This is a genomic window from Pseudovibrio sp. M1P-2-3 (genome assembly GCF_031501865.1).
GTDB classification, from domain to species: Bacteria; Pseudomonadota; Alphaproteobacteria; order Rhizobiales; family Stappiaceae; genus Pseudovibrio; species Pseudovibrio corallicola.
In genome coordinates, this window is sequence record NZ_JARRCW010000001.1 from 13,410 (window position 1) to 33,542 (window position 20,133).

18 protein-coding genes are annotated in these 20,133 nt (G+C 49.6%); 12 read left to right on the top strand and 6 right to left on the bottom strand.

Translation table 11 applies throughout. The features are described from left to right. Positions 1–12 precede the first annotated feature (12 nt). Positions 13–546 (top strand): NADPH-dependent FMN reductase, encoded by a 534-nt coding sequence (locus P6574_RS00050; protein WP_310618370.1) that lies wholly within the window; start codon positions 13–15, stop codon positions 544–546. 99 nt (positions 547–645) lie between these two features. Here the strand turns inward: P6574_RS00050 and P6574_RS00055 are convergent, their stop codons facing one another. The 5 genes from P6574_RS00055 to mutM form a co-directional block, all read right to left on the bottom strand. After that, entirely contained in the window at positions 646–1,950 is a 1,305-nt protein-coding gene (locus P6574_RS00055; RefSeq protein WP_310618371.1) for an HlyD family type I secretion periplasmic adaptor subunit, read from the bottom strand. Between the two features lie 137 nt (positions 1,951–2,087). After that, the gene (locus tag P6574_RS00060) at positions 2,088–2,792 is read right to left on the bottom strand and encodes a hypothetical protein (RefSeq protein ID WP_310618372.1); all 705 of its coding nucleotides are present in this window, start codon (positions 2,790–2,792) and stop codon (positions 2,088–2,090) included. A gap of 292 nt (positions 2,793–3,084) precedes the next feature. Further along, positions 3,085–3,726: a GntR family transcriptional regulator gene (locus P6574_RS00065; RefSeq protein WP_310618373.1), complete on the bottom strand. Its 642-nt coding sequence runs from the start codon at positions 3,724–3,726 to the stop codon at positions 3,085–3,087. Positions 3,727–3,833: 107 nt separating this feature from the next. After that, complete coding sequence (gene gndA / locus P6574_RS00070; protein ID WP_310618374.1) at positions 3,834–5,261, bottom strand: NADP-dependent phosphogluconate dehydrogenase; 1,428 nt, start codon at positions 5,259–5,261, stop codon at positions 3,834–3,836. Positions 5,262–5,450: 189 nt separating this feature from the next. Beyond that, on the bottom strand, positions 5,451–6,341 hold the full coding sequence (gene mutM / locus P6574_RS00075) for a bifunctional DNA-formamidopyrimidine glycosylase/DNA-(apurinic or apyrimidinic site) lyase (protein ID WP_310618375.1): 891 nt from the start codon (positions 6,339–6,341) through the stop codon (positions 5,451–5,453). A gap of 109 nt (positions 6,342–6,450) precedes the next feature. Here mutM and ubiE point away from each other — a divergent pair, with 109 nt between their 5' ends. From ubiE to P6574_RS00090, 3 genes are all read left to right on the top strand, one after another. Then, positions 6,451–7,254, top strand: coding sequence for a bifunctional demethylmenaquinone methyltransferase/2-methoxy-6-polyprenyl-1,4-benzoquinol methylase UbiE (gene ubiE / locus P6574_RS00080; protein WP_310618376.1), 804 nt, complete (start codon positions 6,451–6,453; stop codon positions 7,252–7,254). 6 nt (positions 7,255–7,260) lie between these two features. Continuing rightward, on the top strand, positions 7,261–8,844 hold the full coding sequence (ubiB, locus tag P6574_RS00085; RefSeq protein ID WP_310618377.1) for a 2-polyprenylphenol 6-hydroxylase: 1,584 nt from the start codon (positions 7,261–7,263) through the stop codon (positions 8,842–8,844). Between the two features lie 281 nt (positions 8,845–9,125). Next, on the top strand, positions 9,126–9,788 hold the full coding sequence (locus P6574_RS00090; protein ID WP_310618378.1) for a TetR/AcrR family transcriptional regulator: 663 nt from the start codon (positions 9,126–9,128) through the stop codon (positions 9,786–9,788). A 6-nt stretch (positions 9,789–9,794) separates the two neighbouring features. Here the strand turns inward: P6574_RS00090 and P6574_RS00095 are convergent, their stop codons facing one another. After that, positions 9,795–10,397 carry an alpha-ketoglutarate-dependent dioxygenase AlkB gene (locus P6574_RS00095; RefSeq protein WP_310618379.1) on the bottom strand — a complete coding sequence of 201 codons (603 nt, stop codon included), beginning with the start codon at positions 10,395–10,397 and terminating at the stop codon, positions 9,795–9,797. 140 nt (positions 10,398–10,537) lie between these two features. Between P6574_RS00095 and P6574_RS00100 the strand changes: the two genes are divergently transcribed. The 8 genes from P6574_RS00100 (at position 10,538) to hslU (ending at position 20,095) form a co-directional block, all read left to right on the top strand. Beyond that, positions 10,538–12,040: an FMN-binding glutamate synthase family protein gene (locus P6574_RS00100; RefSeq protein WP_310618380.1), complete on the top strand. Its 1,503-nt coding sequence runs from the start codon at positions 10,538–10,540 to the stop codon at positions 12,038–12,040. Positions 12,041–12,292: 252 nt separating this feature from the next. Then, positions 12,293–14,212 carry a molecular chaperone DnaK gene (gene dnaK, locus P6574_RS00105; RefSeq protein ID WP_310618381.1) on the top strand — a complete coding sequence of 640 codons (1,920 nt, stop codon included), beginning with the start codon at positions 12,293–12,295 and terminating at the stop codon, positions 14,210–14,212. Between the two features lie 306 nt (positions 14,213–14,518). Further along, positions 14,519–15,658 carry a molecular chaperone DnaJ gene (dnaJ, locus tag P6574_RS00110; RefSeq protein ID WP_310618382.1) on the top strand — a complete coding sequence of 380 codons (1,140 nt, stop codon included), beginning with the start codon at positions 14,519–14,521 and terminating at the stop codon, positions 15,656–15,658. 67 nt (positions 15,659–15,725) lie between these two features. Next, positions 15,726–16,334, top strand: coding sequence for a class I SAM-dependent methyltransferase (locus P6574_RS00115; RefSeq protein WP_310618383.1), 609 nt, complete (start codon positions 15,726–15,728; stop codon positions 16,332–16,334). Positions 16,335–16,463: 129 nt separating this feature from the next. Next, positions 16,464–17,054, top strand: coding sequence for an NADPH-dependent FMN reductase (locus tag P6574_RS00120; RefSeq protein ID WP_310618384.1), 591 nt, complete (start codon positions 16,464–16,466; stop codon positions 17,052–17,054). Between the two features lie 106 nt (positions 17,055–17,160). Continuing rightward, positions 17,161–17,730: an ATP-dependent protease subunit HslV gene (gene hslV / locus P6574_RS00125; protein WP_310618385.1), complete on the top strand. Its 570-nt coding sequence runs from the start codon at positions 17,161–17,163 to the stop codon at positions 17,728–17,730. Continuing rightward, a complete protein-coding gene (locus P6574_RS00130) occupies positions 17,708–18,781 on the top strand; it encodes a hypothetical protein (RefSeq protein WP_310618386.1) in 1,074 nt (357 codons plus the stop codon). The genes hslV and P6574_RS00130 overlap by 23 nt, the downstream gene beginning before the upstream one ends. Positions 18,782–18,787: 6 nt before the next feature. Beyond that, positions 18,788–20,095: an ATP-dependent protease ATPase subunit HslU gene (gene hslU, locus P6574_RS00135; protein ID WP_310618387.1), complete on the top strand. Its 1,308-nt coding sequence runs from the start codon at positions 18,788–18,790 to the stop codon at positions 20,093–20,095. Positions 20,096–20,133 lie beyond the last annotated feature (38 nt).

Here is a 20,133-nt window from a genome sequence, read left to right on the forward strand (position 1 = left end):
CGGAGAAGACCCATGAAAATCGTCGCATTTGGCGCTAGCAACAGCACAACGTCCATTAATAAAGCACTGGCAACCTATGCAGCCTCTTTAGTAGAAGGCGCACAAACTGAGGTTCTCGATCTCAATGACTTTGAACTTCCAATTTTTAGTGAAGACAGAGAAAAAGAACTGGGGCAGCCAGAGCTTGCCAAAGCTTTCCTAGGGAAAATCAAAGAGGCAGATGCTGTCGTCGTTTCCTTTGCAGAACACAATGGCTCTTATTCCGCTGCCTATAAAAACTTGTTTGACTGGGTCTCTCGCATCGATCAGAGGGTTTTCCAAGATAAGCCTAGTGTTTATCTGTCCACGTCCCCAGGCCCCGGCGGCGCCTCCAGTGTGTTGCAAGCTGCAACCGGCTCTGCTCCCTTTTTCGGTGTGGACTTGAAAGGGAGCCTGTCCATACCAAGTTTCTACGACAACTTTGATATGGAAGCTGGAAATTTGCGCAATGAAGATTTGAAGAAGCAACTCCTCACTGTTGTTCAAAAATTTTATGTAAGCAAATAAATCCAAAACATATTTGAGCAGCTCGAGTGGAAGATAGGAACTCACTTGAGCTGTCCCAGAATTATTAGGAGCGAACACTTTTCAGTATGGGTCCTGACTCTAGCGTTCCCGTAGTGCCTGATCTTTTGCTGTGATGATCGGTTCCAGAAGATAAGAGAGAATGGATTTTTCACCTGTCAGGATATCGACCTGCCCCATCATGCCCGGCATGAGTGGGTACCTTTTGCCATTCAGCTCGATATAGGAATCTTTGGATTGAATGATCACGGAGTAATAGGTTTCTCCGGTTTCCTCGTCCTGATGCGCGTCTGCTGAAACGTGGGCTACCTGCCCGTCCAGACCACCATAAGTGGCAAAGTCGTAGGCAGAAATTTTGATGACAGCTGGCTGGCCGGAACGAATGAAAGCGATATCCTTGGGGTTTAATTCGGCTTCGAACAACAAGCTCTCCCCGTTGGGAACAATATCCATAACTTCTGTGCCAGCGGTTACAAAAGCTCCACCTGTATTGACTTCAATTTTATTAACGACACCGTCGACAGGTGAAAATGTATCGGTTTGAGCAAGCTTCCGGCGGGCCGCCCGAATACTCTCAGTTATAACAGACAGTTCTGCGATACGCTCGGTCAGTTCATTCAAGATATCTTCGTGTTCTTGCGTTTTAATTTCTTCTTTTTGCGATTCCAGTTCGGCCTGTTCAGAAGCAAGCCGGAAGAGGCTTTCCGTACCCGTAGCCTTTTGGCGTTTAAGGTCGGCAACTTCTCTTTGAACGCGCAGAAGATCGGTGCGCGGGGCTATTTGTCTCCTCACCAAAGGCTCCAGCATTTTGATTTCCTCTTGAGCGATGCTGAGGCTCTCATCCAGACCGACAAGGTTTAACTCTACCTCCTGCCGTTCACTTTGGGATTGTATTTGCCTTTGGTCTATGGTTTGAAGCTGCCGTTTTATGGTTGCCTGTTTGCTTCTAAATAGCCGAAGTTCATTCTGGCATATTTGTGAGGCCATTTGTGTGATGTCCTTAGGGCATTGAAAGTTGCTCTCAGCAACATTTCCAGATGCCTCTAAACGCAAGCGGGCAATTTGGGCGCGTAATGCGCGGCTTCTTGCTGTCAGCTCGCCAAGGGCGGCTGAATTATGTGTATCATCAAGGCGAAAAAGAAGGTCCCCTTTCTTCACGCTCTGCCCGATTTTTACGAAGATTTCCGCAATATTCCCTGTTTCTGAGGCTTGTATGATTTGTGTCCTACCAGCAGGGATTACCTTTCCCTCGCCGCGGGTTACCTCATCCAGTTTTGCATAGGCGCTCCACGTTACCCCTATAACTAAAAGGCTGATGATTATGAGGATCAAACTGCCCGCCAAAATGGGTGGTTTGTCTTGCCGGTCATTTTCCAAGGTAATCATGTTTGCTACATCGGTGGTTTTGAATGGTGTCAGCTTTAGCCTAAGGGAACCAAGTTGATGTAAGGTGCGTATCTAGCCCAAAAGTTTGGGGAGTTTTTAAGGGTTTCTTCACCAAAGGCAAAGGCTCAAGCCTTTCGCTATTTTACCTGCAAATGTTGTAGAATGTGCGCGGAGTTTTCGGTAATTGAATCCGATATCCCCTTCATTTCTTCTGTGAGCTTCCCAAACTCGCTTCCATATTTGCCTGCTCTATGAGCCGAAATTCGAGCATTAAGAGCAACCATACGGGAATAGTTTGAAGCCTTTTGTATTTTGGAAATAGCGTGTGCCAGCTTTTCCTTTTCTTTTTGGGCTTCATGCTGGTTCTGTCCCATGAAGTCCTGAATCTCCTTTTCCAAAGCAATCACAACAGCTTGAAGTTCTTCCAGAACCTCAGAAAGAATAAAGCTTGTAAAGTGTTCTAGCTCCTGCGGCTCGGGCACTTCGTCTTTTCTCAAGATCTCCAGAATGTCTCGGGTTTGCTGCATAAATTCATCAATGACCTGAATGCTGCATCGCTTGCCATACAGCGTCTCTTTAACCCGTCCGACGACCATTGCAGGCAGGTTCCGGCTTTTGTCGCCGTGCAGTAACAACTCATGGGCCTCTTGGAAGTCTTGTAGGGCCTTGTCCAAGGAGGTCAGCAGGTCTGTTTCCGGATCGGCTTTACTGCTTGTTTTTAGAAGATAGTTCAAGAGTAACAGGCCAATGCGCTGTGACAGCATCCGCTGCCGTCCCATCGTTCCAAGAAGGCTGGTTAACTCTCTATCATCCGTATGGTTTGAAATAAGGGTTTCTATCATGAATAGGATCACCTTTGCAGTATGCTATACTTAAGTTTGACCTTATAGCTCGTTTGCATGATGATTTATTTTAATATAAATTTTAGGTTATACTTATAATTGCTTGGGCAAATTTACATCATTTTGCGAATTTAATGCCCAAGTTAGAGGCTTCAAGTAACTATTGTGGGCATGTAGCTTATATTATCTTTTGGTATACTGTGAACCATGCCGCTTTTGGCAAAAAATATAGGGGTGCCAGTCGCAATCCGCCCCTTTTCCCAAGCCTCTCTTTGTAATAGCGTAGAGGGGTTCAGAGCTGAGTGAAGAATTTTAATCTTGCTTTGTGGGCTTCGGCAATATGCTGACGGGCTGCTTTGTCGGCGCGCTCACAATCTCGCTTGCTGATGGCATCAACAATCTCCGCGTGCTCTTCGATGGCGTGGCGTCTGCGGTCGTCATCGGTCAAGGTTGTGCCTGCCAGCAGCAACAGGGAGAGGCGCATATGATCGATTTGCTCAACAAGATAGCGGTTATGGGAGGCAAGATAGAAGCGGCGGTGGAATTCACGGTTGGTCTTGATGAGCTTTTCCGCATCGGCCAGATTCGCCCGGTCCTCTTCCACCAGTTCCTGCAGGATTTCAATTTCTGCGTTTGACGCGTGCTGCGCGGCAAGGCGTCCGGCGGTACCTTCCAGCACTTCGCGCAGGAAGTAGAGTTCGCTGATCTGGTTATGGTCAAGGGAAGGGATCACCATACCGCGGTTGGGCTCGTGAATGGCAAGCCCTTGCGCTTCCAGACGCTTTAGACCTTCACGGATAGGCGTGCGGCTGACGCCGAATTTTTCAGCCAGTTCAGCTTCACGAAGGCGGTTGCCCGGTTTCAGCTCACGTGTCTCGATGGCTTTAATCAGGAGGCGGTAAATCTCCGCGCCATTGGGGGATGTTAATGTCACGTGAGGTCCTAAACTGTGAGCGTGTGTTGGTTACAATCTTGTTATCTTAAGTTCTTGGAAATGGGGCTGCAAGTGTGCAGCCCCAAAATATCATTTCAAGCAGGTGGTTAGGCCCCGCCTGCAGGCCAAGGGCCGTGGAAGCCAGAGCCTTCCTTGTCCGTTCTTTCAAAACCATGCTGGCCAAAGAAATCGCGCTGGCCTTGGATGACATAGGCAGCAGTTCTTTTCTGCCTAGACAAATCGAAAGAGCCAAGAGCGGAGGAAAGCGCTGGAACAGGAATGCCGCTTAAAATAGCCTTTGCGAGCATCTCACGCAGATATGGCACCGCCTCTTTCATGCGTGCAGCAATGCTCGGGGCCAGATAAAGCGACTTCAGCTCTGGGTTTTCATCGTATGCGCTGGCAATCTCATCGAGGAAACGGGAGCGAATGATACAGCCTTCGCGCCAGATGCGGGCGATGTCTCCCAGTGGCAGGCTCCAGCCGTATTCTTTGGAACCGGCAGTTAGCACATCAAAACCTTCCGCATAGGCGGCGATTTTACCGGCGATCATGGCGTTCTCGCAGGCCTTGATGCCCGTCTGCTTTTCTTCCCAAGTGAGCGGTTTGTCGGTTGCAGGGTAAACCTTGGCGATCTCCTGACGCAAAGCCCGCTGCGATGAAATGCACCGGGCGGCAACGGCTGCGTCAATGCCCGTGGCGGGAACGCCAAGCATATGGGCTTCAACAGCCGACCAGCGGCCAGTGCCCTTTTGACCAGCAGTGTCCAGAATAACATCCAGAATTGGCTTACCGCTCTCTTCGTCCACCACGCCCATAACATTTGCCGTAATCTCAACGAGGTAGGAGGCGAGGGGGCCTTCATTCCACTTGGCAAAGACCTCCGCCTGCTCCTTGATGGACAGACCAAGGGTTTTACTCAGAACCTCATGGATTTCGGCGATCATCTGCATGTCGGCGTATTCAATGCCGTTGTGCAGTGTTTTAACAAAGTGGCCAGCCCCTTCCGGTCCCATCAAGGCACAGCAAGGCTCGCCGTTATGCTTTGCAGCAATGGCCTTGAGAATGGGTTCAATGCGTGCGTATGCTTCTGGTGAGGCACCGACCATAATGGAAGGGCCGTGGCGGGCGCCTTCTGCGCCGCCCGAAACGCCCATGCCAACAAATGTGAAGGGAGTGTCCGCCAGCTCTTGATAGCGGCGGTTGGTGTCGTGGAACGAGCTGTTTCCCGCATCAATCATGAAATCGCCTTCCCCCAGCCAAGGGGTAAGCGCTGCAATTTGCTGGTCGACCGGGTCACCGGCTGGGATCATCATGATAATCGGGCGTGGGGCCTTAATGGCCGCTGTCAGCTCTTCCAGCGAGTAGCAAGGGATGAACTGGTCCCGCAAGTGGGCCGCATTCTTGATGAGTGCGTCGGTCTGGTCTGGAGTCCGGTTAAAAACAGCAACCTTGTAGCCGTTATCGGCGATGTTCAAAGCAAGGTTGGCGCCCATTACGCCAAGTCCAATGAGACCGATATCTGCTTGGGTCATTTTGCTGTTCTCCGCAGTCTTGTCGTGGTTATGTTGGCGCTTCAGGTTTTATGAAAGCACCTTACGCCAATTTGTATGAGCTAGGGGTTGCAATAGGCTAAAAATACATTTGTGCCAAGGGAGGGTAGGCGAAAACAGCCCATCTTGCGCCCCAGCCCTTCGCCAAAGTTTACAGGATCTAAACGGCTTTTAGTGCTGGCACTCAGGACAGTAGAAAGTTGAGCGTCCTGACTGGACAATGCGCGCCACTTGGCCCGTGCAGCCCTCTGTTCGGCAGGCTTCGCCTTCTCTGCCGTAGACGGCAAAGCTATGCTGGAAGTATCCCAAAGAGCCGTCTGCCTGCACATGGTCCTTCAATGTGGATCCGCCTGCGGCAATGGCGTCTTGCAGCACCGCGCGAATATTGGCGACAAGAACTTCCGCTTGCTCCGCATTGTCAGCCACAGTGGAAGAGGCGCGCTGCGGGTCCAGTTTGGAACGCCATAAAGCCTCGCAAACATAGATATTTCCCAGCCCTGCAATGAGTTGCTGGTTAAGCAGGCTGGACTTCAGGTTGGACTTTTTGCCAGAGAACAGGGATTGCAGGAACGGGCCGCTCAGCTGGTTTCCAAGGGGCTCAATGCCCATCTTGGCGAAAAGTGCGTGGGTCTCCAAAGCTTCCCGTGGAATGAGGGTCATGAAGCCGAACCGGCGCGGATCGTTGTAGATCACCTTGGCAGGCGTTCCTTGACCCGCTTTCACAGGGGTAAGGTGAAAGACCACATGGTCATGCTGTGGCAGTTTGCTGTGCTCATCCGCGTCATTCACAGGTTTTCCAGAGCTGTCCAGCTCAATGATACGGAAGGAGCCGGACATACCCAGATGCATCACCAGCACATCACCGCTGCTCAGGTCAACCAGCAGGTACTTGGAGCGGCGCCCCATATTTGTGACCTGCTTGCCCAGAATGTTTTCTCTGAAGTTTTCAGGGAAGGGAAATCTGAGGTTGGGACGGCGGACTTCAACTTCGCTAAAGGTTGCATTCTCGAAATAAGGTGCTAGGCCTGTTTTGACTGTTTCTACTTCTGGTAGCTCTGGCATGGATTGTCCGGTTAAAAAGTGTGGTAGGTCCTGTGAATAGGCATGGTAAAGATAGCGCTTTGCTTCAAGCTGTACTATGTTCCGCGGCGAATTGGAGTGATTTTTTGATATGACACCTGAAACCTCCCCGAACCAGCGCGGATCTGTAACTGATCCTGCGGAGATGGCAACCAGCTTCGGATTTCAAACTGTTCAAAAAGGGCAGAAGCAGGAGCTGGTGGATGATGTGTTCCACAAGGTTGCCTCGCGCTATGATTTGATGAACGATCTCATGTCTGGAGGCATGCACCGGCTCTGGAAAGACGCCATGGTCTCCAACCTGAACCCGCCCAAGCGCAAAGAGCGCGAGTGGAAGCATCTGGATGTGGCCGGAGGGACGGGCGATATTGCAACGCGCGTTGTTCAAAAGTCGGATTATGCTGCGAAATCGACGGTTTGTGACATTAATGGATCCATGTTGGGGGTCGGGAAAGACCGCGCCGCAAAAGCCAAACTTGACCAGTCCATTGAGTTCGTACAGGGCAATGCCGAGGATCTGCCTTTTCCGGATGGGTATTTTGATGCCTATACAATTGCCTTTGGAATCCGCAATGTTCCGCGCATTCAACGTGCTTTGGAAGAGGCACATCGGGTCTTGAAGCGTGGTGGGCGTTTCATGTGTCTGGAGTTCTCGCAGGTTGATGTTCCAGCTCTCGATAAAGTCTACGACCTGTTCTCGTTCCATGCCATCCCGCCGATCGGGAAAGCGGTTACCGGCGATGGGGACCCTTACCAATACCTTGTTGAGTCTATCCGTAAGTTCCCAAATCAGGAGCGGTTCGCTCATATGATTAGGAAAGCCGGATTTGAACGCGTGACCTTTCGAAATTATACTGGTGGCATTGCTGCCCTCCATTCCGGTTGGAAGTTTTAAAGAGATATGTTTGCATCGATTCTGCCGTTAATGCGGCTTGTGAAAGCTGGTTACGTTCTTGCGCGTGAAGGGGTGTTTGGGCTGGTGTCCTTGCCGGACCTTCCTCCTGGTCCGCGTCTGGCCATTCGTCTTGGGCGTTTGGTGGAACGGCGCGGAGTAGAACAAAAAGCTGCTGCCGCACGGTTGACCGATGCTCTCAATCAACTGGGGCCGTCCTATGTTAAGCTTGGCCAGTTTCTGGCGACAAGACCGGATGTGGTTGGCAAAGTTGCTGCAAAAGAACTCTCAGCCTTGCAAGATAATGTTCCTGCATTTGACACCAAGCATTCGCGGAAAATCATTGAAACGCAATTCGGTGTTCAGGTGGAAGACCTGTTTGACGAATTTTGCGAGCCAGTGGCAGCTGCATCTATTGCGCAGGTACACCCAGCTTATGTGATTGACCGAGATGGAGAACGGCACAAGGTTGCCGTTAAGGTACTTCGTCCCGGTGTAGAGCGCCGTTTCAAGCAGGACTTGCAAAGCTTCTATCTGGTGGCGCGGCTTGCAGAGCGCTTTAGCCCCGCCAGTCGCCGCTTGCGTCCCGTCGCCGTGGTTCAGACACTGGAATACTCGGTCACCATGGAGATGGATTTGCGGATGGAAGCCGCAGCCCTGTCGGAAATGGGTGACAACTGCGCCAATGATGAAAAGTTCCGTGTTCCAACCGTGGACTGGAAGCGCATGTCCCGCTCTGTTTTGACCATGGAATGGATTGAGGCGATCAAGCTTTCCAACACGCAGGCGATCAAAGATGCCGGACATGATTTGGCAGACCTTGGGGACCGCGTGATCCAGAACTTCCTGCGCCATGCGGTGCGCGATGGATTTTTCCATGCGGACATGCATCAGGGCAACCTGTTTGTTGAAGATGATGGAACCATTGTCGCGGTGGACATGGGCATCACTGGCCGGCTTCATCTGGCAGAACGCCGTTTCCTTGCTGAAATCCTCTATGGCTTTATCTCCCGAAATTATCGGCGGGTTGCCGAGGTTCACTTTGAAGCCGGTTATGTGCCTGCAGATCAGGACGTTGACATCTTTGCACAGGCAATCAGGGCTATCGGTGAGCCCATTCACGGGCATGATGCCAGTGAAATTTCGATGGCGCGTCTTTTGACGCAACTTTTCGAAGTCACCGAGATGTTTGATATGCACACGCAACCCCAGCTTATTATGCTGCAAAAAAACATGGTGGTGGTTGAAGGTGTTGCGCGCTCTCTCAACCCATATCTAGATATGTGGAAAACGGCGGACCCTGTGATCCGCAGCTGGATTGAGCAGAACTTGGGTCCAGTTGGCCGTATTTCTGACCTTGCGTCCGGTGTTGGGGTGCTGGGCAAGATGGCTGTGAGTATGCCTCTTCTGGCAGAGCGTGCTGGCAAACTTTCAAGAGAACTTGAGTTGATGGCCGAGAACGGTTTGAAGTTTGACCGCGAAACAGCCGAGGCCATCGGACAGGCGGAAGCAAAGTATGGCCGCTCTGGCCGAGTTGCCCTTTGGGTTATCGCTTTAAGTCTTGCCAGTATAGCATTTAGCCAGCTAATCTAGGGAATATTTACCAATAGAATCAGTGTTTAATATATAACGAGGTTTCAAACGTAATTTTAAGATAACAGGTTTTTCTCTGAATCAAGTTTAGTTGATCGCGACTTTGTATTCTTTAGGTTGAACACCAAGTTTTCTTAGGGTAATTGTTCGTTTCACTATTTATTATTAATAAATTGTAAGCGGATAAAAACTAAAGCAATCGTGGTATGAATAAGAACGCTTATATGCCCTAGGGGTATTGCAAGTAGTCGTTAATATTCATTGTGCTTGGAGAGAATAACGTGACCGATAGCTCTGAATTGGGAACCCGTGGGCGGCTGCTTGATAGCGCGGAGAGCCTTCTGGCAGAGAATGGATTGGGATCAACTTCTGTACGCATGATTACCGAAATGGCAGGCGCAAATGTTGCCGCTGTAAACTATCATTTCGGCAGTAAAGAAGACCTTGTCCGGGCTGTTATTCTTCGCAGGCTTTCCGAAATCGACGATATGAGAATGCAGAGGCTCGATGCGCTGGAAGTTGGCGGGCGCAGCCCAAGCATCGAAGAGATAACCCGCGCCTTTATTGAGCCGCTCATCGTCCACGGTATTTCTCGTGAAACCGGAAAAATGGTTCCTTTTATCGTGCTGGTTCGTCAGGTTATGTCTGATCCGGAAGTCGGGCAGAAGCTTACGCACGGCTGGGAAACTCCCTTAATGGTTCGCCGCATGGCCCGCGCCATAACAAGTGCTGCCAACAATGCTCATTTGAGTGAGAGCGAACTCAAATTTATGATCTTCCTGATGCACAGCTCTGCGGTTGAAATCTTGTACACCATTACAGGAAACTCTGATGAGACCTTTAAAGATCAAAGTGTTCGGGATGGATTGGTTGAGCGTGGTCTGGGGTATGTCGCAAGCGGCATTAAAGGATTTATCTCCCAAAAAACGCTGGAAGAAGCTTAATCAGGACTAAGTGACACGGCGAAGAGTTGTGTTAATGCGTCCGCTATTTTTCAAAAGTCTAGACGTTCCGGTGATAACGTGATCTATGCCGTGATAGCAGTTGCGTGATTTTCCTCCAAGAATGACAACGTCACCTGACCTGAGTTTGAATGAGCGCGTCGCATCTCTTCTATTTTCTCCGCCAATACGAAACACGGCGGTATCTCCAAGACTTACAGATACAACCGGTGCTGTAAGGTCTGCCTCATCGCTATCCCTATGCATCCCCATTTTGGCATCTGCGCCATAAAAATTAATAAGGCAGGCCTCTGGCAGTGCTGGGTATTGGGCAGTTTCTTTCCAAAGTCTTAGCAGCATTTCGGGAATGTCTGGCCAAGGTTTATTTGTGACTGGATGCCTATTTTGATAGCGATAGCCCGCCCTGTCGGAAACCCAGCCCAAAGGGCCACAATTGGTCATTCTGACTGAAAAGGGTTTCCCTGTTTGGGGCATGAGGGGCTGGAAAAGGGGAGCTTGGGTCGTGACCTGCCGCAGCCTTTCTACAAGCCCCTTTTGTTCCTCGCTATTGAAGTAATCGGGCAAATAGCGAAGCCCTTCAGGTAGCTGCATTTAAACCTTCCTTCAGCGAAATGCTTTAGTAAGTGAATGAACAGATTTTAAAGTGTTTGCATTTCCTCAGGAAATAACACGACCTGCTTTCACAGGTGCGGGTAATATCGGACGGGGATGTTAGCCTACGGGAGAATACCATGCATCTGCTGCCACCTGTTTTAATTGCTGTCCTCAATCTTTTTGCCGCAGCATTTGCTTTGCTCCTGGTGGTTTTGGTTGGTTCCATAATTGTCATGTATATTATTGATCGCAGGCAACATGTAGATGCAATTCGGCACAACTTTCCGGTTGTCGGGCGCTTTCGCTCCCTGTTCGAGTACCTTGGGGAGTTCTTCAGGCAGTACTTTTTTGCAATGGACCGTCAGGAAATGCCCTTTAACAGGGCCGAGAGAAACTGGGCAAATCATGCTGCGGAGCGTAAAGACAACACGTTGGCTTTCGGCTCCACTAAAAATCTCTTCACGCCCGGTACGGCCATTTTTGTAAACTGCCCGTTTGCCAAAATGGATGAGGAAATAGAAAAAGCCGCTCCGCTGACAATTGGCCCTCATGTGGAACACAGTTTCACTCCGACCAGCTTTTTCAATATCTCCGGAATGAGTTACGGCGCAATTTCAAAGCCTGCGGTTCTTGCGCTTTCAAAAGGTGCGAAAATGGCAGGATGCTGGATGAATACGGGAGAAGGGGGGCTGTCGCCCTATCACCTTGAAGGGGGCGCAGATATTATTTTTCAAATTGGAACGGCAAAGTATGGTGTGCGAAACGCTGATGGCACATTAGACCCGGAAAAACTAAAAAAGATCGCCGCCTACCCGCAAGTGAAAATGATCGAGGTCAAGCTGTCGCAAGGGGCGAAACCGGGCAAAGGAGGAATGTTGCCGGGTGAGAAGGTGACAGAAGACATTGCCCGGATCAGAGGCATTGAAGTGGGGCAGTCTTCCCGTTCTCCGAACCGTCACCCCGAAATCAGCTCTGTTGCCGAACTGTTGGATTTTATTGAAATGGTCCGGCAGTTGACCCAAAAGCCAGTGGGTTTCAAAACAGTAATTGGATCTGCTGGTTGGATTGATGACCTTTGTCTGGAGATCAACCGTAGAGGCGAGAAGTTCGCTCCTGACTTTATAACACTTGATTCGGCTGATGGAGGGACAGGGGCGGCGCCTATGCCTTTGATGGACAATGTGGGGCTGACTATTCGAGAGTCAATTCCGCTGGTTGATACGATTTTGAAGCGACATGGCCTGCGAGATCGCACTCGATTGATCGCATCGGGGAAGTTGGTTACACCTACGAACGTTGCCTTGTCGCTTTGCGCAGGTGCGGATTATGCAGTTTCAGCTCGTGGATTTATGTTTGCGCTTGGTTGTATTCAAGCCCTCAAGTGCAACAAGAATACGTGTCCAACGGGCATAACAACCCATGATAAAGCTCTTCAGGCTGGGCTTGATCCTGAGGAAAAAAGTGTGAGAGTGATGAACTACTGTGAGCAGATCCGTCATGAGGTGGAGATGATCGCCCGATCTTGCGGTGTCGATTCCCCTCGTTTGCTTTCCCATGAGCATGTTCGGGTTATGCAAGAAGGGGGATATTCGGTTCCATTCACACAGCTGTTGCCGGAGTACCTGCAAAATATTGAGTAGCAAAAGGTTAGTTATCCAAAGAAAATACTGGAAAAGCGGGATAAGTGAGACGCCGAATTAATTCTTAGGCCGATATATAAGCTTTCATGTCTTGCAGGGCTAAAAGAGCCTTCTTATATAGCCTTTTGAACATTGCGTTTATGCTTTGCACAAGCTCGCACAACAACCACTATGGGGACCGGCTGAATGAAAAGTTTAGCTTTGTCCGAACGCCGTTAGGGTTCGGTCGGTCTGCCGAAAGGAGAGAGTAATATGGCAAAGGTCATCGGTATCGACCTCGGCACGACAAATTCGTGCGTTTCCGTCATGGACGGTAAAGAAGCTAAAGTAATTGAAAATTCCGAAGGTGCACGCACAACACCTTCCATGGTTGCGTTTTCTGATGACGGTGAGAAACTCGTTGGTCAGCCAGCTAAACGTCAGGCTGTTACAAACCCAACCGACACATTGTTTGCTGTAAAGCGCTTGATTGGTCGCCGGTTTGATGACCCAACCGTTGCTAAAGACAAAAAGCTTGTCCCATACGAAATCGTTAAAGCCGACAACGGCGATGCATGGGTTGAAGCTGAGGGTGAGAAATACTCCCCGTCACAGGTTTCCGCTTTCATTTTGCAAAAGATGAAAGAAACAGCTGAAGCATACCTTGGTGAAGGTGTTTCTCAGGCTGTTATTACAGTTCCTGCATACTTCAACGATGCTCAGCGTCAGGCAACAAAAGATGCCGGTAAGATCGCTGGCCTTGAAGTTCTGCGTATCATCAACGAGCCAACCGCCGCTGCCCTTGCCTACGGCATGGACAAGAACGATGGTAAAACAATCGCTGTATACGACCTTGGTGGTGGTACATTCGATGTTTCCATTCTTGAAATCGGCGATGGCGTATTCGAAGTTAAGTCCACAAACGGTGACACCTTCCTCGGTGGTGAAGACTTCGACATGCACTTGGTTGACTACCTTGCTACTGAATTCAAAAAAGAGCAGGGCATTGACCTTAAAACCGACAAGCTGGCTCTGCAGCGCCTGAAAGAAGCTGCTGAAAAAGCAAAAATCGAGCTGTCTTCTGCGTCCCAGACCGAAATCAACCTGCCGTTCATCACTGCAGACGCTTCCGGTCCTAAGCACCTTACCTTGAAGCTGACACGTGCCAAGTTCGAACAGCTGGTTGAAAAGCTGGTTCAGCGCACCGTTGCTCCGATGAAAGCTGCACTGAAAGACGCTGGTTTGGCCGCGGGTGAAATTGACGAAGTTGTTCTCGTCGGTGGTATGACCCGTATGCCGAAAGTTCAGGAAGTTGTTAAGCAGTTCTTCGGCAAGGAGCCACACAAAGGTGTGAACCCTGACGAAGTTGTTGCCATGGGTGCAGCAATTCAGGCTGGTGTTCTGCAAGGCGACGTTAAAGACGTTCTGCTTCTTGATGTTACACCTTTGTCCTTGGGTATCGAAACACTTGGCGGTGTGTTCACACGCCTGATCGACCGCAATACAACGATCCCAACGAAGAAAAGTCAGGTCTTCTCAACTGCTGAGGACAACCAGACTGCTGTGACCATTCGTGTGTTCCAAGGTGAGCGCGAGATGGCTGCGGACAACAAGATCCTCGGTCAGTTCGATCTGGTTGGTATTCCACCAGCACCGCGCGGTGTTCCTCAGGTTGAGGTAACGTTCGACATCGACGCCAACGGCATCGTGAACGTATCCGCGAAGGATAAGGGCACAGGCAAAGAACAGCAGATCCGCATTCAGGCATCTGGCGGTCTTTCCGATGATGACATCGAAAAGATGGTTCAGGATGCTGAAGCTCACGCTGAAGATGACAAGAAGCGTAAAGAGCTGGTTGAAGCCAAAAACCAGGGTGAAGCTCTGTTCCACTCCACCGAAAAGTCTCTGAAAGACTATGGCGACAAGGTGAGTGAAGAAGAGAAAACCGCTATTGAAACTGCTTTGGCTGCCTTGAAAGAATCGCTTGACGGCGACGATCTGGAAGACATCAAAGCTAAAACTCAGACCCTTATGGAAGCATCCATGAAGCTGGGTGAAGCCATGTATGCAGCTGCGCAAGAAGGCGAAGGTGCAGACGAAGGCGAAGATGATGGCGACGTTCAAAAGCCAGTAGACGATGTTGTTGATGCTGACTTTGAAGAAGTCAACGACGACGACAAAAAGTCTAAGTAAGTCTTTACGGGCTTGCGGGGAGTTTTCTCCGCAGGCCCCTTTGGATTAAAGGGTGAAGATGCCTCAATAGGCCTCTCACATTGCTCTGTTAGCTTATATGAGCTATGTGCTTCCACACCCTAAAAGTTTTACGCAGTCATTGAAGACTGCAGAAGTACAATGGCAACATAGCCAGACATTTCGCTTTAGATTTACTCTGTTTCTCACCTTTAACCGAAAAGGATTTGGGCATGCTTCATGGGGTAAACTGGAAGCTTGAGATGGTGTTGGTTCTGCCTGATACACAGTCTTTGGAGCTGATTTTAAATGTCTAAGCGCGATTACTATGAAGTGCTCGGTGTTACGCGGGAGGTTGATGAGAAAGCACTCAAGAGCGCCTACCGTAAGCTCGCAATGAAATATCATCCCGACCGCAACCCGGGTGATGACCAAGCCGAAGCAAACTTCAAAGAAGTTAGCGAAGCCTATGACATCTTGAAGGATTCACAAAAGCGCGCTGCCTACGACCGTTATGGCCATGCTGCCTTTGAAAATGGTGGCTTTGGTGGCGGTGGTGGCCAACAGGGGCCAGACTTTGCCTCTGCCATGTCCGACATTTTCGATGAGTTCTTTGGCGGCGGCGGTGGCGGTGGTGCACGCCGTGGTGGTTCTGGCCGTGAACGCGGTGCGGACCTGCGCTATAATCTGGAAGTCACACTGGAAGAGGCTTACGCGGGTAAGAGCGTAGAGATTGAAGTTCCAACCTCGATTACCTGTGATTCTTGTAGTGGTTCGGGTGCCAAGAAAGGCACGAAACCAACAAGCTGCTCTACCTGTGGTGGAATTGGCCGTGTCCGTGCTGCGCAAGGATTCTTCACCATGGAGCGCACATGCCCAACCTGTCAGGGTCGCGGTGAAGTTATTGCAGATCCATGTGAAGGCTGTGGCGGCACAGGCCGCACAACGCAGCAGCGTACTCTTTCAGTCAACATTCCAGCGGGAATTGAAGATGGCACACGGATTCGCCTTGGCGGCGAAGGGGAAGCCGGTTTAAGAGGTGGCCCCTCAGGCGATCTTTACATCTTCCTGTCCATCAAACCCCATGAATTTTTCCAGCGTGATGGCGCTGATATTTTCTGCCGGGTTCCGGTGTCCATGACAACAGCAGCGCTTGGCGGTCAGTTTGAAGTTCCAAGTCTTGATGGAGCAACTGCCCGGGTTAAGGTGCCTGAAAGCACGCAGACTGGAAAACAATTCCGCTTGCGGGGTAAAGGGATGCCCGTAATGAGGTCTTCCCAGCATGGTGACATGTACATCCAAGTTGTTGTTGAGACCCCCTCCAAGTTAACGAAGCGTCAGCGTGAACTTCTTCAAGAATTCGAATCGGAAACATCAGGTGAAAATCACCCCGAATCGAGTGGTTTCTTTGCTAGGGCAAAAGAATTCCTAGAAAATATTAAAAGTTAGAACCAGAATTAAACTTGATATCCCTCCCATTCCGTAGAAATATGTACTTCTTGTTTGGGAGGGATGAATGTTTCAAAGTTCAAAGATTTTAGCAGATAGTGCATTAAAGAAGATCTTGGACGAGACGCGCTTTATTCGGAGTTGGGCCGCCTCTCCGCTGCAAATGGGGGCCGTTGCCCCTTCCAGTTCCGCTCTTTCAAAGAAAATTGCCAGTTTTATACCTGATGATAGAGAAGGCGATGTTGTGGAGCTTGGCCCGGGTACAGGTGCTATTACCAAAGAGATTCTGGCATCTGGTACGATTGATGGTCCTCGACTGACCTGTCTTGAATACAGCCATGATTTTTGCAATCTGCTACGTGGCAAGTATCCAGATTCAAATATTATACAAGGGGATGCCTATAACCTGAAAAAGTCCCTTAGCCATATACGCTCAGGATCTTTGTCAGCTGTTGTATCAGGGTTGCCAATGTGGCCACGCCCACTAGAAGATCGCCTCAGGTGTGTGGACGATGCCTTGGATCTTCTTAAGCCTAATGCTCCTTTTATTCTATATACTTACTCTCTTTCTTCTCCTATTCCCAAAGAAGATCATCCTTGCCAGCAAATGCGGGGCGCATGGGTCTGGAGGAATTTACCGCCTGCATCTGTTTGGGTTTATCGGAGAGTTCCCTAATGGCACAGTCGATTCTTTCCTAGGTGTTTTCAAATAGTCATGAAATGTTTTGAATAATTTCAAGAAGCCTTCGGAACGCCGCTTTATATTTCAAGTCAGTATGAGCATAGAAGCAAAGGCGAATTGACTATGAATCCTAGTATCTTGGTTTTATCTGGTTCGGTCAGAAGTGGCTCCGTTAATACTCAGCTGGCCTCCCTTGTTTCAAGACACCTGTCATTGGAAAATGCACATGTGACACAGGTGAGTTTGAGAGATTATCCTCTTCCTATTTATGATGGAGATTTGGAAGAAGAACACGGTATCCCTGAAAACGCCCATAAACTCAGAGTGTTATTGGAAAAGCATCAGGGCATATTTGTCGCTAGCCCTGAGTATAATTCCTCTGTCACACCGCTGCTGAAAAATACTCTCGACTGGATCAGCCGTATCATCAAAACAGGTGAAGAGCCTCTAGAAGTTTTCTCGAAGGGTGTGTATGCCCTAGGCGGGGCGTCTCCCGGTGTTTATGGTGGAATGCGCAGCCTGATGCATCTCAGGGTGATAATGGAGGTCTCATTAGGGGCAACAGTGATTCCCGAAATGATCTCAGTAAACTTTGCCGGAAAAGCGTTTAATGAGAATGGTGAGTTGGCGAAAGAATTCGCTCAAAAACGCCTTACCAAAATGGTTGAGCGCCTTGTTCGAGAGTCAGGCTATGTAAAGATGGAAAATTCCTGATATTTTTTAACTGTTTGCATTGGCAAGGCCCATTGGACTGCATACATACAGGGAAAGCCAACAGGCTTTTGTTTTATGTTAGCTCTTTGCAGTTGGAGAGATTTGTATGAGTGACAATCGAGGCCCTGAACTATGGCATGGGACTACCATTTTGACTGTCCGCAAAGGCGGAAAGGTTGTGATTGCAGGGGATGGGCAGGTCTCTCTTGGGCCAACTGTTATCAAGGGAACTGCCCGTAAAGTCCGTCCTCTTGCCAAAGGTGAAGTGATTGCCGGGTTCGCGGGCGCAACCGCCGATGCATTTACCTTGTTCGAGCGCTTGGAAGCGAAACTTGAGCAATATCCCGGCCAGTTGATGCGTGCTTGTGTCGAGCTGGCAAAGGACTGGCGTACAGACCGCTATTTGCGCCGTCTGGAAGCCATGATGCTTGTTGCAGACAAAAATGTGTCTCTCGTTCTCACTGGGACTGGCGATGTTCTGGAGCCGGAAAACGGTGTCATGGGCATTGGGTCAGGTGGAAACTACGCGCTTTCAGCAGCTAGGGCTCTTGTTGATATGGACCTTTCCGCTGAAGAAATTTGCCGAAAATCTATGGCCATTGCCGCTGAAATCTGTGTTTATACCAACGAGAACGTAATCGTGGAGACACTGGATGATAGCTCGGGAAAGCCTTGATTTAGCGGTCAAGCGTGGGATTTTATCTGCAGGTCAGGCTGACGAGCTGCAGAATTTTCTAGCCAGACAAGATGATAGGCCGATCTCCGTTGAGGATGCAGAAGAAGTACGCTTTGTGCGTGGTTTTCATGATATCTTCATCGTGATTGGAATTGTGTTACTGCTTATTGGCATTGTGACAGGAGGGTCAGCTTTTGGACTTCCCTCGATTATTGTCATGGGTACTGGAGTTCTCGCGAGCATAGGTTTGGCAGAAATTTTCACCCGCCGCCAAAAGCTGTCTTTACCCTCAATCGTCTTAAGCATGGCATTTTCATTGTTTTTTGCCTTGGTTGCCGGTTGGTTGGTGAATGAGGGAGTACTTGGAAGCGGCTTGTCTGACCTTTCGGAGTGGGGACACGGGAATCTGTTTGATCTGGAATCCTACAATCTGATTATTGTGCTGGTCAGCGGTGCCATTGGCTCTTTAATATTCAACTTTTTATACAAAGTTCCAATTGCGGCCGCTCAAGCCGCAGGCCTGCTCACGCTCGCAGTTCTCACTTGGTTTAATGAGAGTTCGCAAGGTGTGCCAGACTATGCTCTTGAGGTGATTTTGTTTGTAGCGGGGGTTCTGTGTTTTCTCGCTGCCATGTATTTCGATGCGCGCGATGTCACCCGCTCCAGCCTTAACTCTGACAGAGCCTTTTGGTTACATTTGCTCTCGGCCCCCTTGATCGTTCACCCGGCGCTCTCCACATTAGCAGAACAATCAGATAGCTACAGTTCAGCGCTTTTGATCGTGGCGGTTGTTTCGTTTTTAGGAGTTCTGGCGCTCATCGTTGATCGTAGAGCTATTCTGGTATCAGGGCTGCTTTATCTTGGATACGCAATTTTCAGCCTGCTGGGATCCACAAGTATGGATGAAGTGGGCGTGACTGCCTTGGCACTGGTAATATTGGGACTGTTTGTTTTGGTACTTGGGTTTGGTTGGGCTTCTATTCGGAAAATAGTCATGGCTCCTCTCATCAATACGCCCGTTCAAAAGCTCGTCCCGTCCGTAAGAAAGTAAGAAAGAATGTCGAATTTTTCTCCACGCGAGATAGTGTCCGAACTTGATCGCTTCATCATTGGTCAAAAAGACGCAAAGCGAGCAGTCGCAATTGCTCTGAGAAACCGTTGGCGCCGCCAGCAGCTGGATGACAGCTTGCGGGAAGAGGTTTTGCCGAAAAACATCCTTATGATCGGTCCAACCGGCGTAGGTAAAACGGAAATCTCCCGCCGCCTTGCAAAGCTTGCCAACGCGCCTTTCACCAAGGTTGAGGCAACCAAATTCACTGAGGTCGGTTATGTTGGGCGCGATGTGGAGCAGATCATTCGTGATCTGGTTGAATCTAGTATCTCTCTTGTGCGCGAGCGCAGTCGCAAAGAAGTAGAAGCCAAAGCCCATGTGCTAGCCGAAGAGCGTGTGCTTGACGCATTGGTGGGTGAAAATGCGAGCCCTGCCACCCGCGACAGTTTCCGCAAAAAGCTGAGAGAGGGTGATCTGGACGACAAGGAAATTGAGATTGAAGTGCGCGCAGCACCGCAAATGCCAAACTTTGATATTCCGGGCATGCCCGGAGGCGGCAGCATTGGTGTGATGAACCTTTCCGACATGTTCGGGAAAGCGTTTGGCGGCCAGACGAAGAAGAAAAGCGTCAACGTGCGCGAGAGCCATAAGATTCTTCTGGAAGAGGAATCAGACAAGTTGCTGGATGAAGACAAGCTCATTCAGGAAGCTATCGACCTTGTTGAGAATTCCGGCATCGTGTTCATTGATGAGATTGATAAGATCTGCGCCAAAGATGCGCGCAGTGGCGGGGATGTGTCACGGGAAGGTGTACAGCGGGATCTCTTGCCTCTTATTGAAGGAACTGTTGTCTCAACAAAACATGGTCCTGTGAAAACAGATCATATTCTGTTTATTGCCTCAGGCGCATTCCATGTGGCCAAGCCGTCTGATCTGCTTCCTGAGTTACAAGGTCGCTTGCCAATCCGTGTTGAGCTTCGCGCTTTGAAAAAAGAAGATTTCCGCCGCATTCTGACCGACACAGAGGTGAGCCTGATCAAGCAGTATGTGGCTTTGATGGGGACCGAAGGCGTTGAGATTGACTTCACCGATGATGCCATTGACGAGATCGCTTCTATCGCTGTTGATCTTAATTCCACCATTGAAAATATTGGAGCCAGACGATTGCAAACTGTAATGGAGCGCATTCTGGACGAAATTTCATTTGAGGCACCGGATCGTGCAGGCGACAAGGTTGTTATTGATGCAGCTTATGTTCGTGATAACATCGGTGAGCTGGCTAAGAATATTGACCTGTCACAGTTTATTCTGTGATCTAGCACATATCAAATTTCGGGATGGCAAGCTCTTGG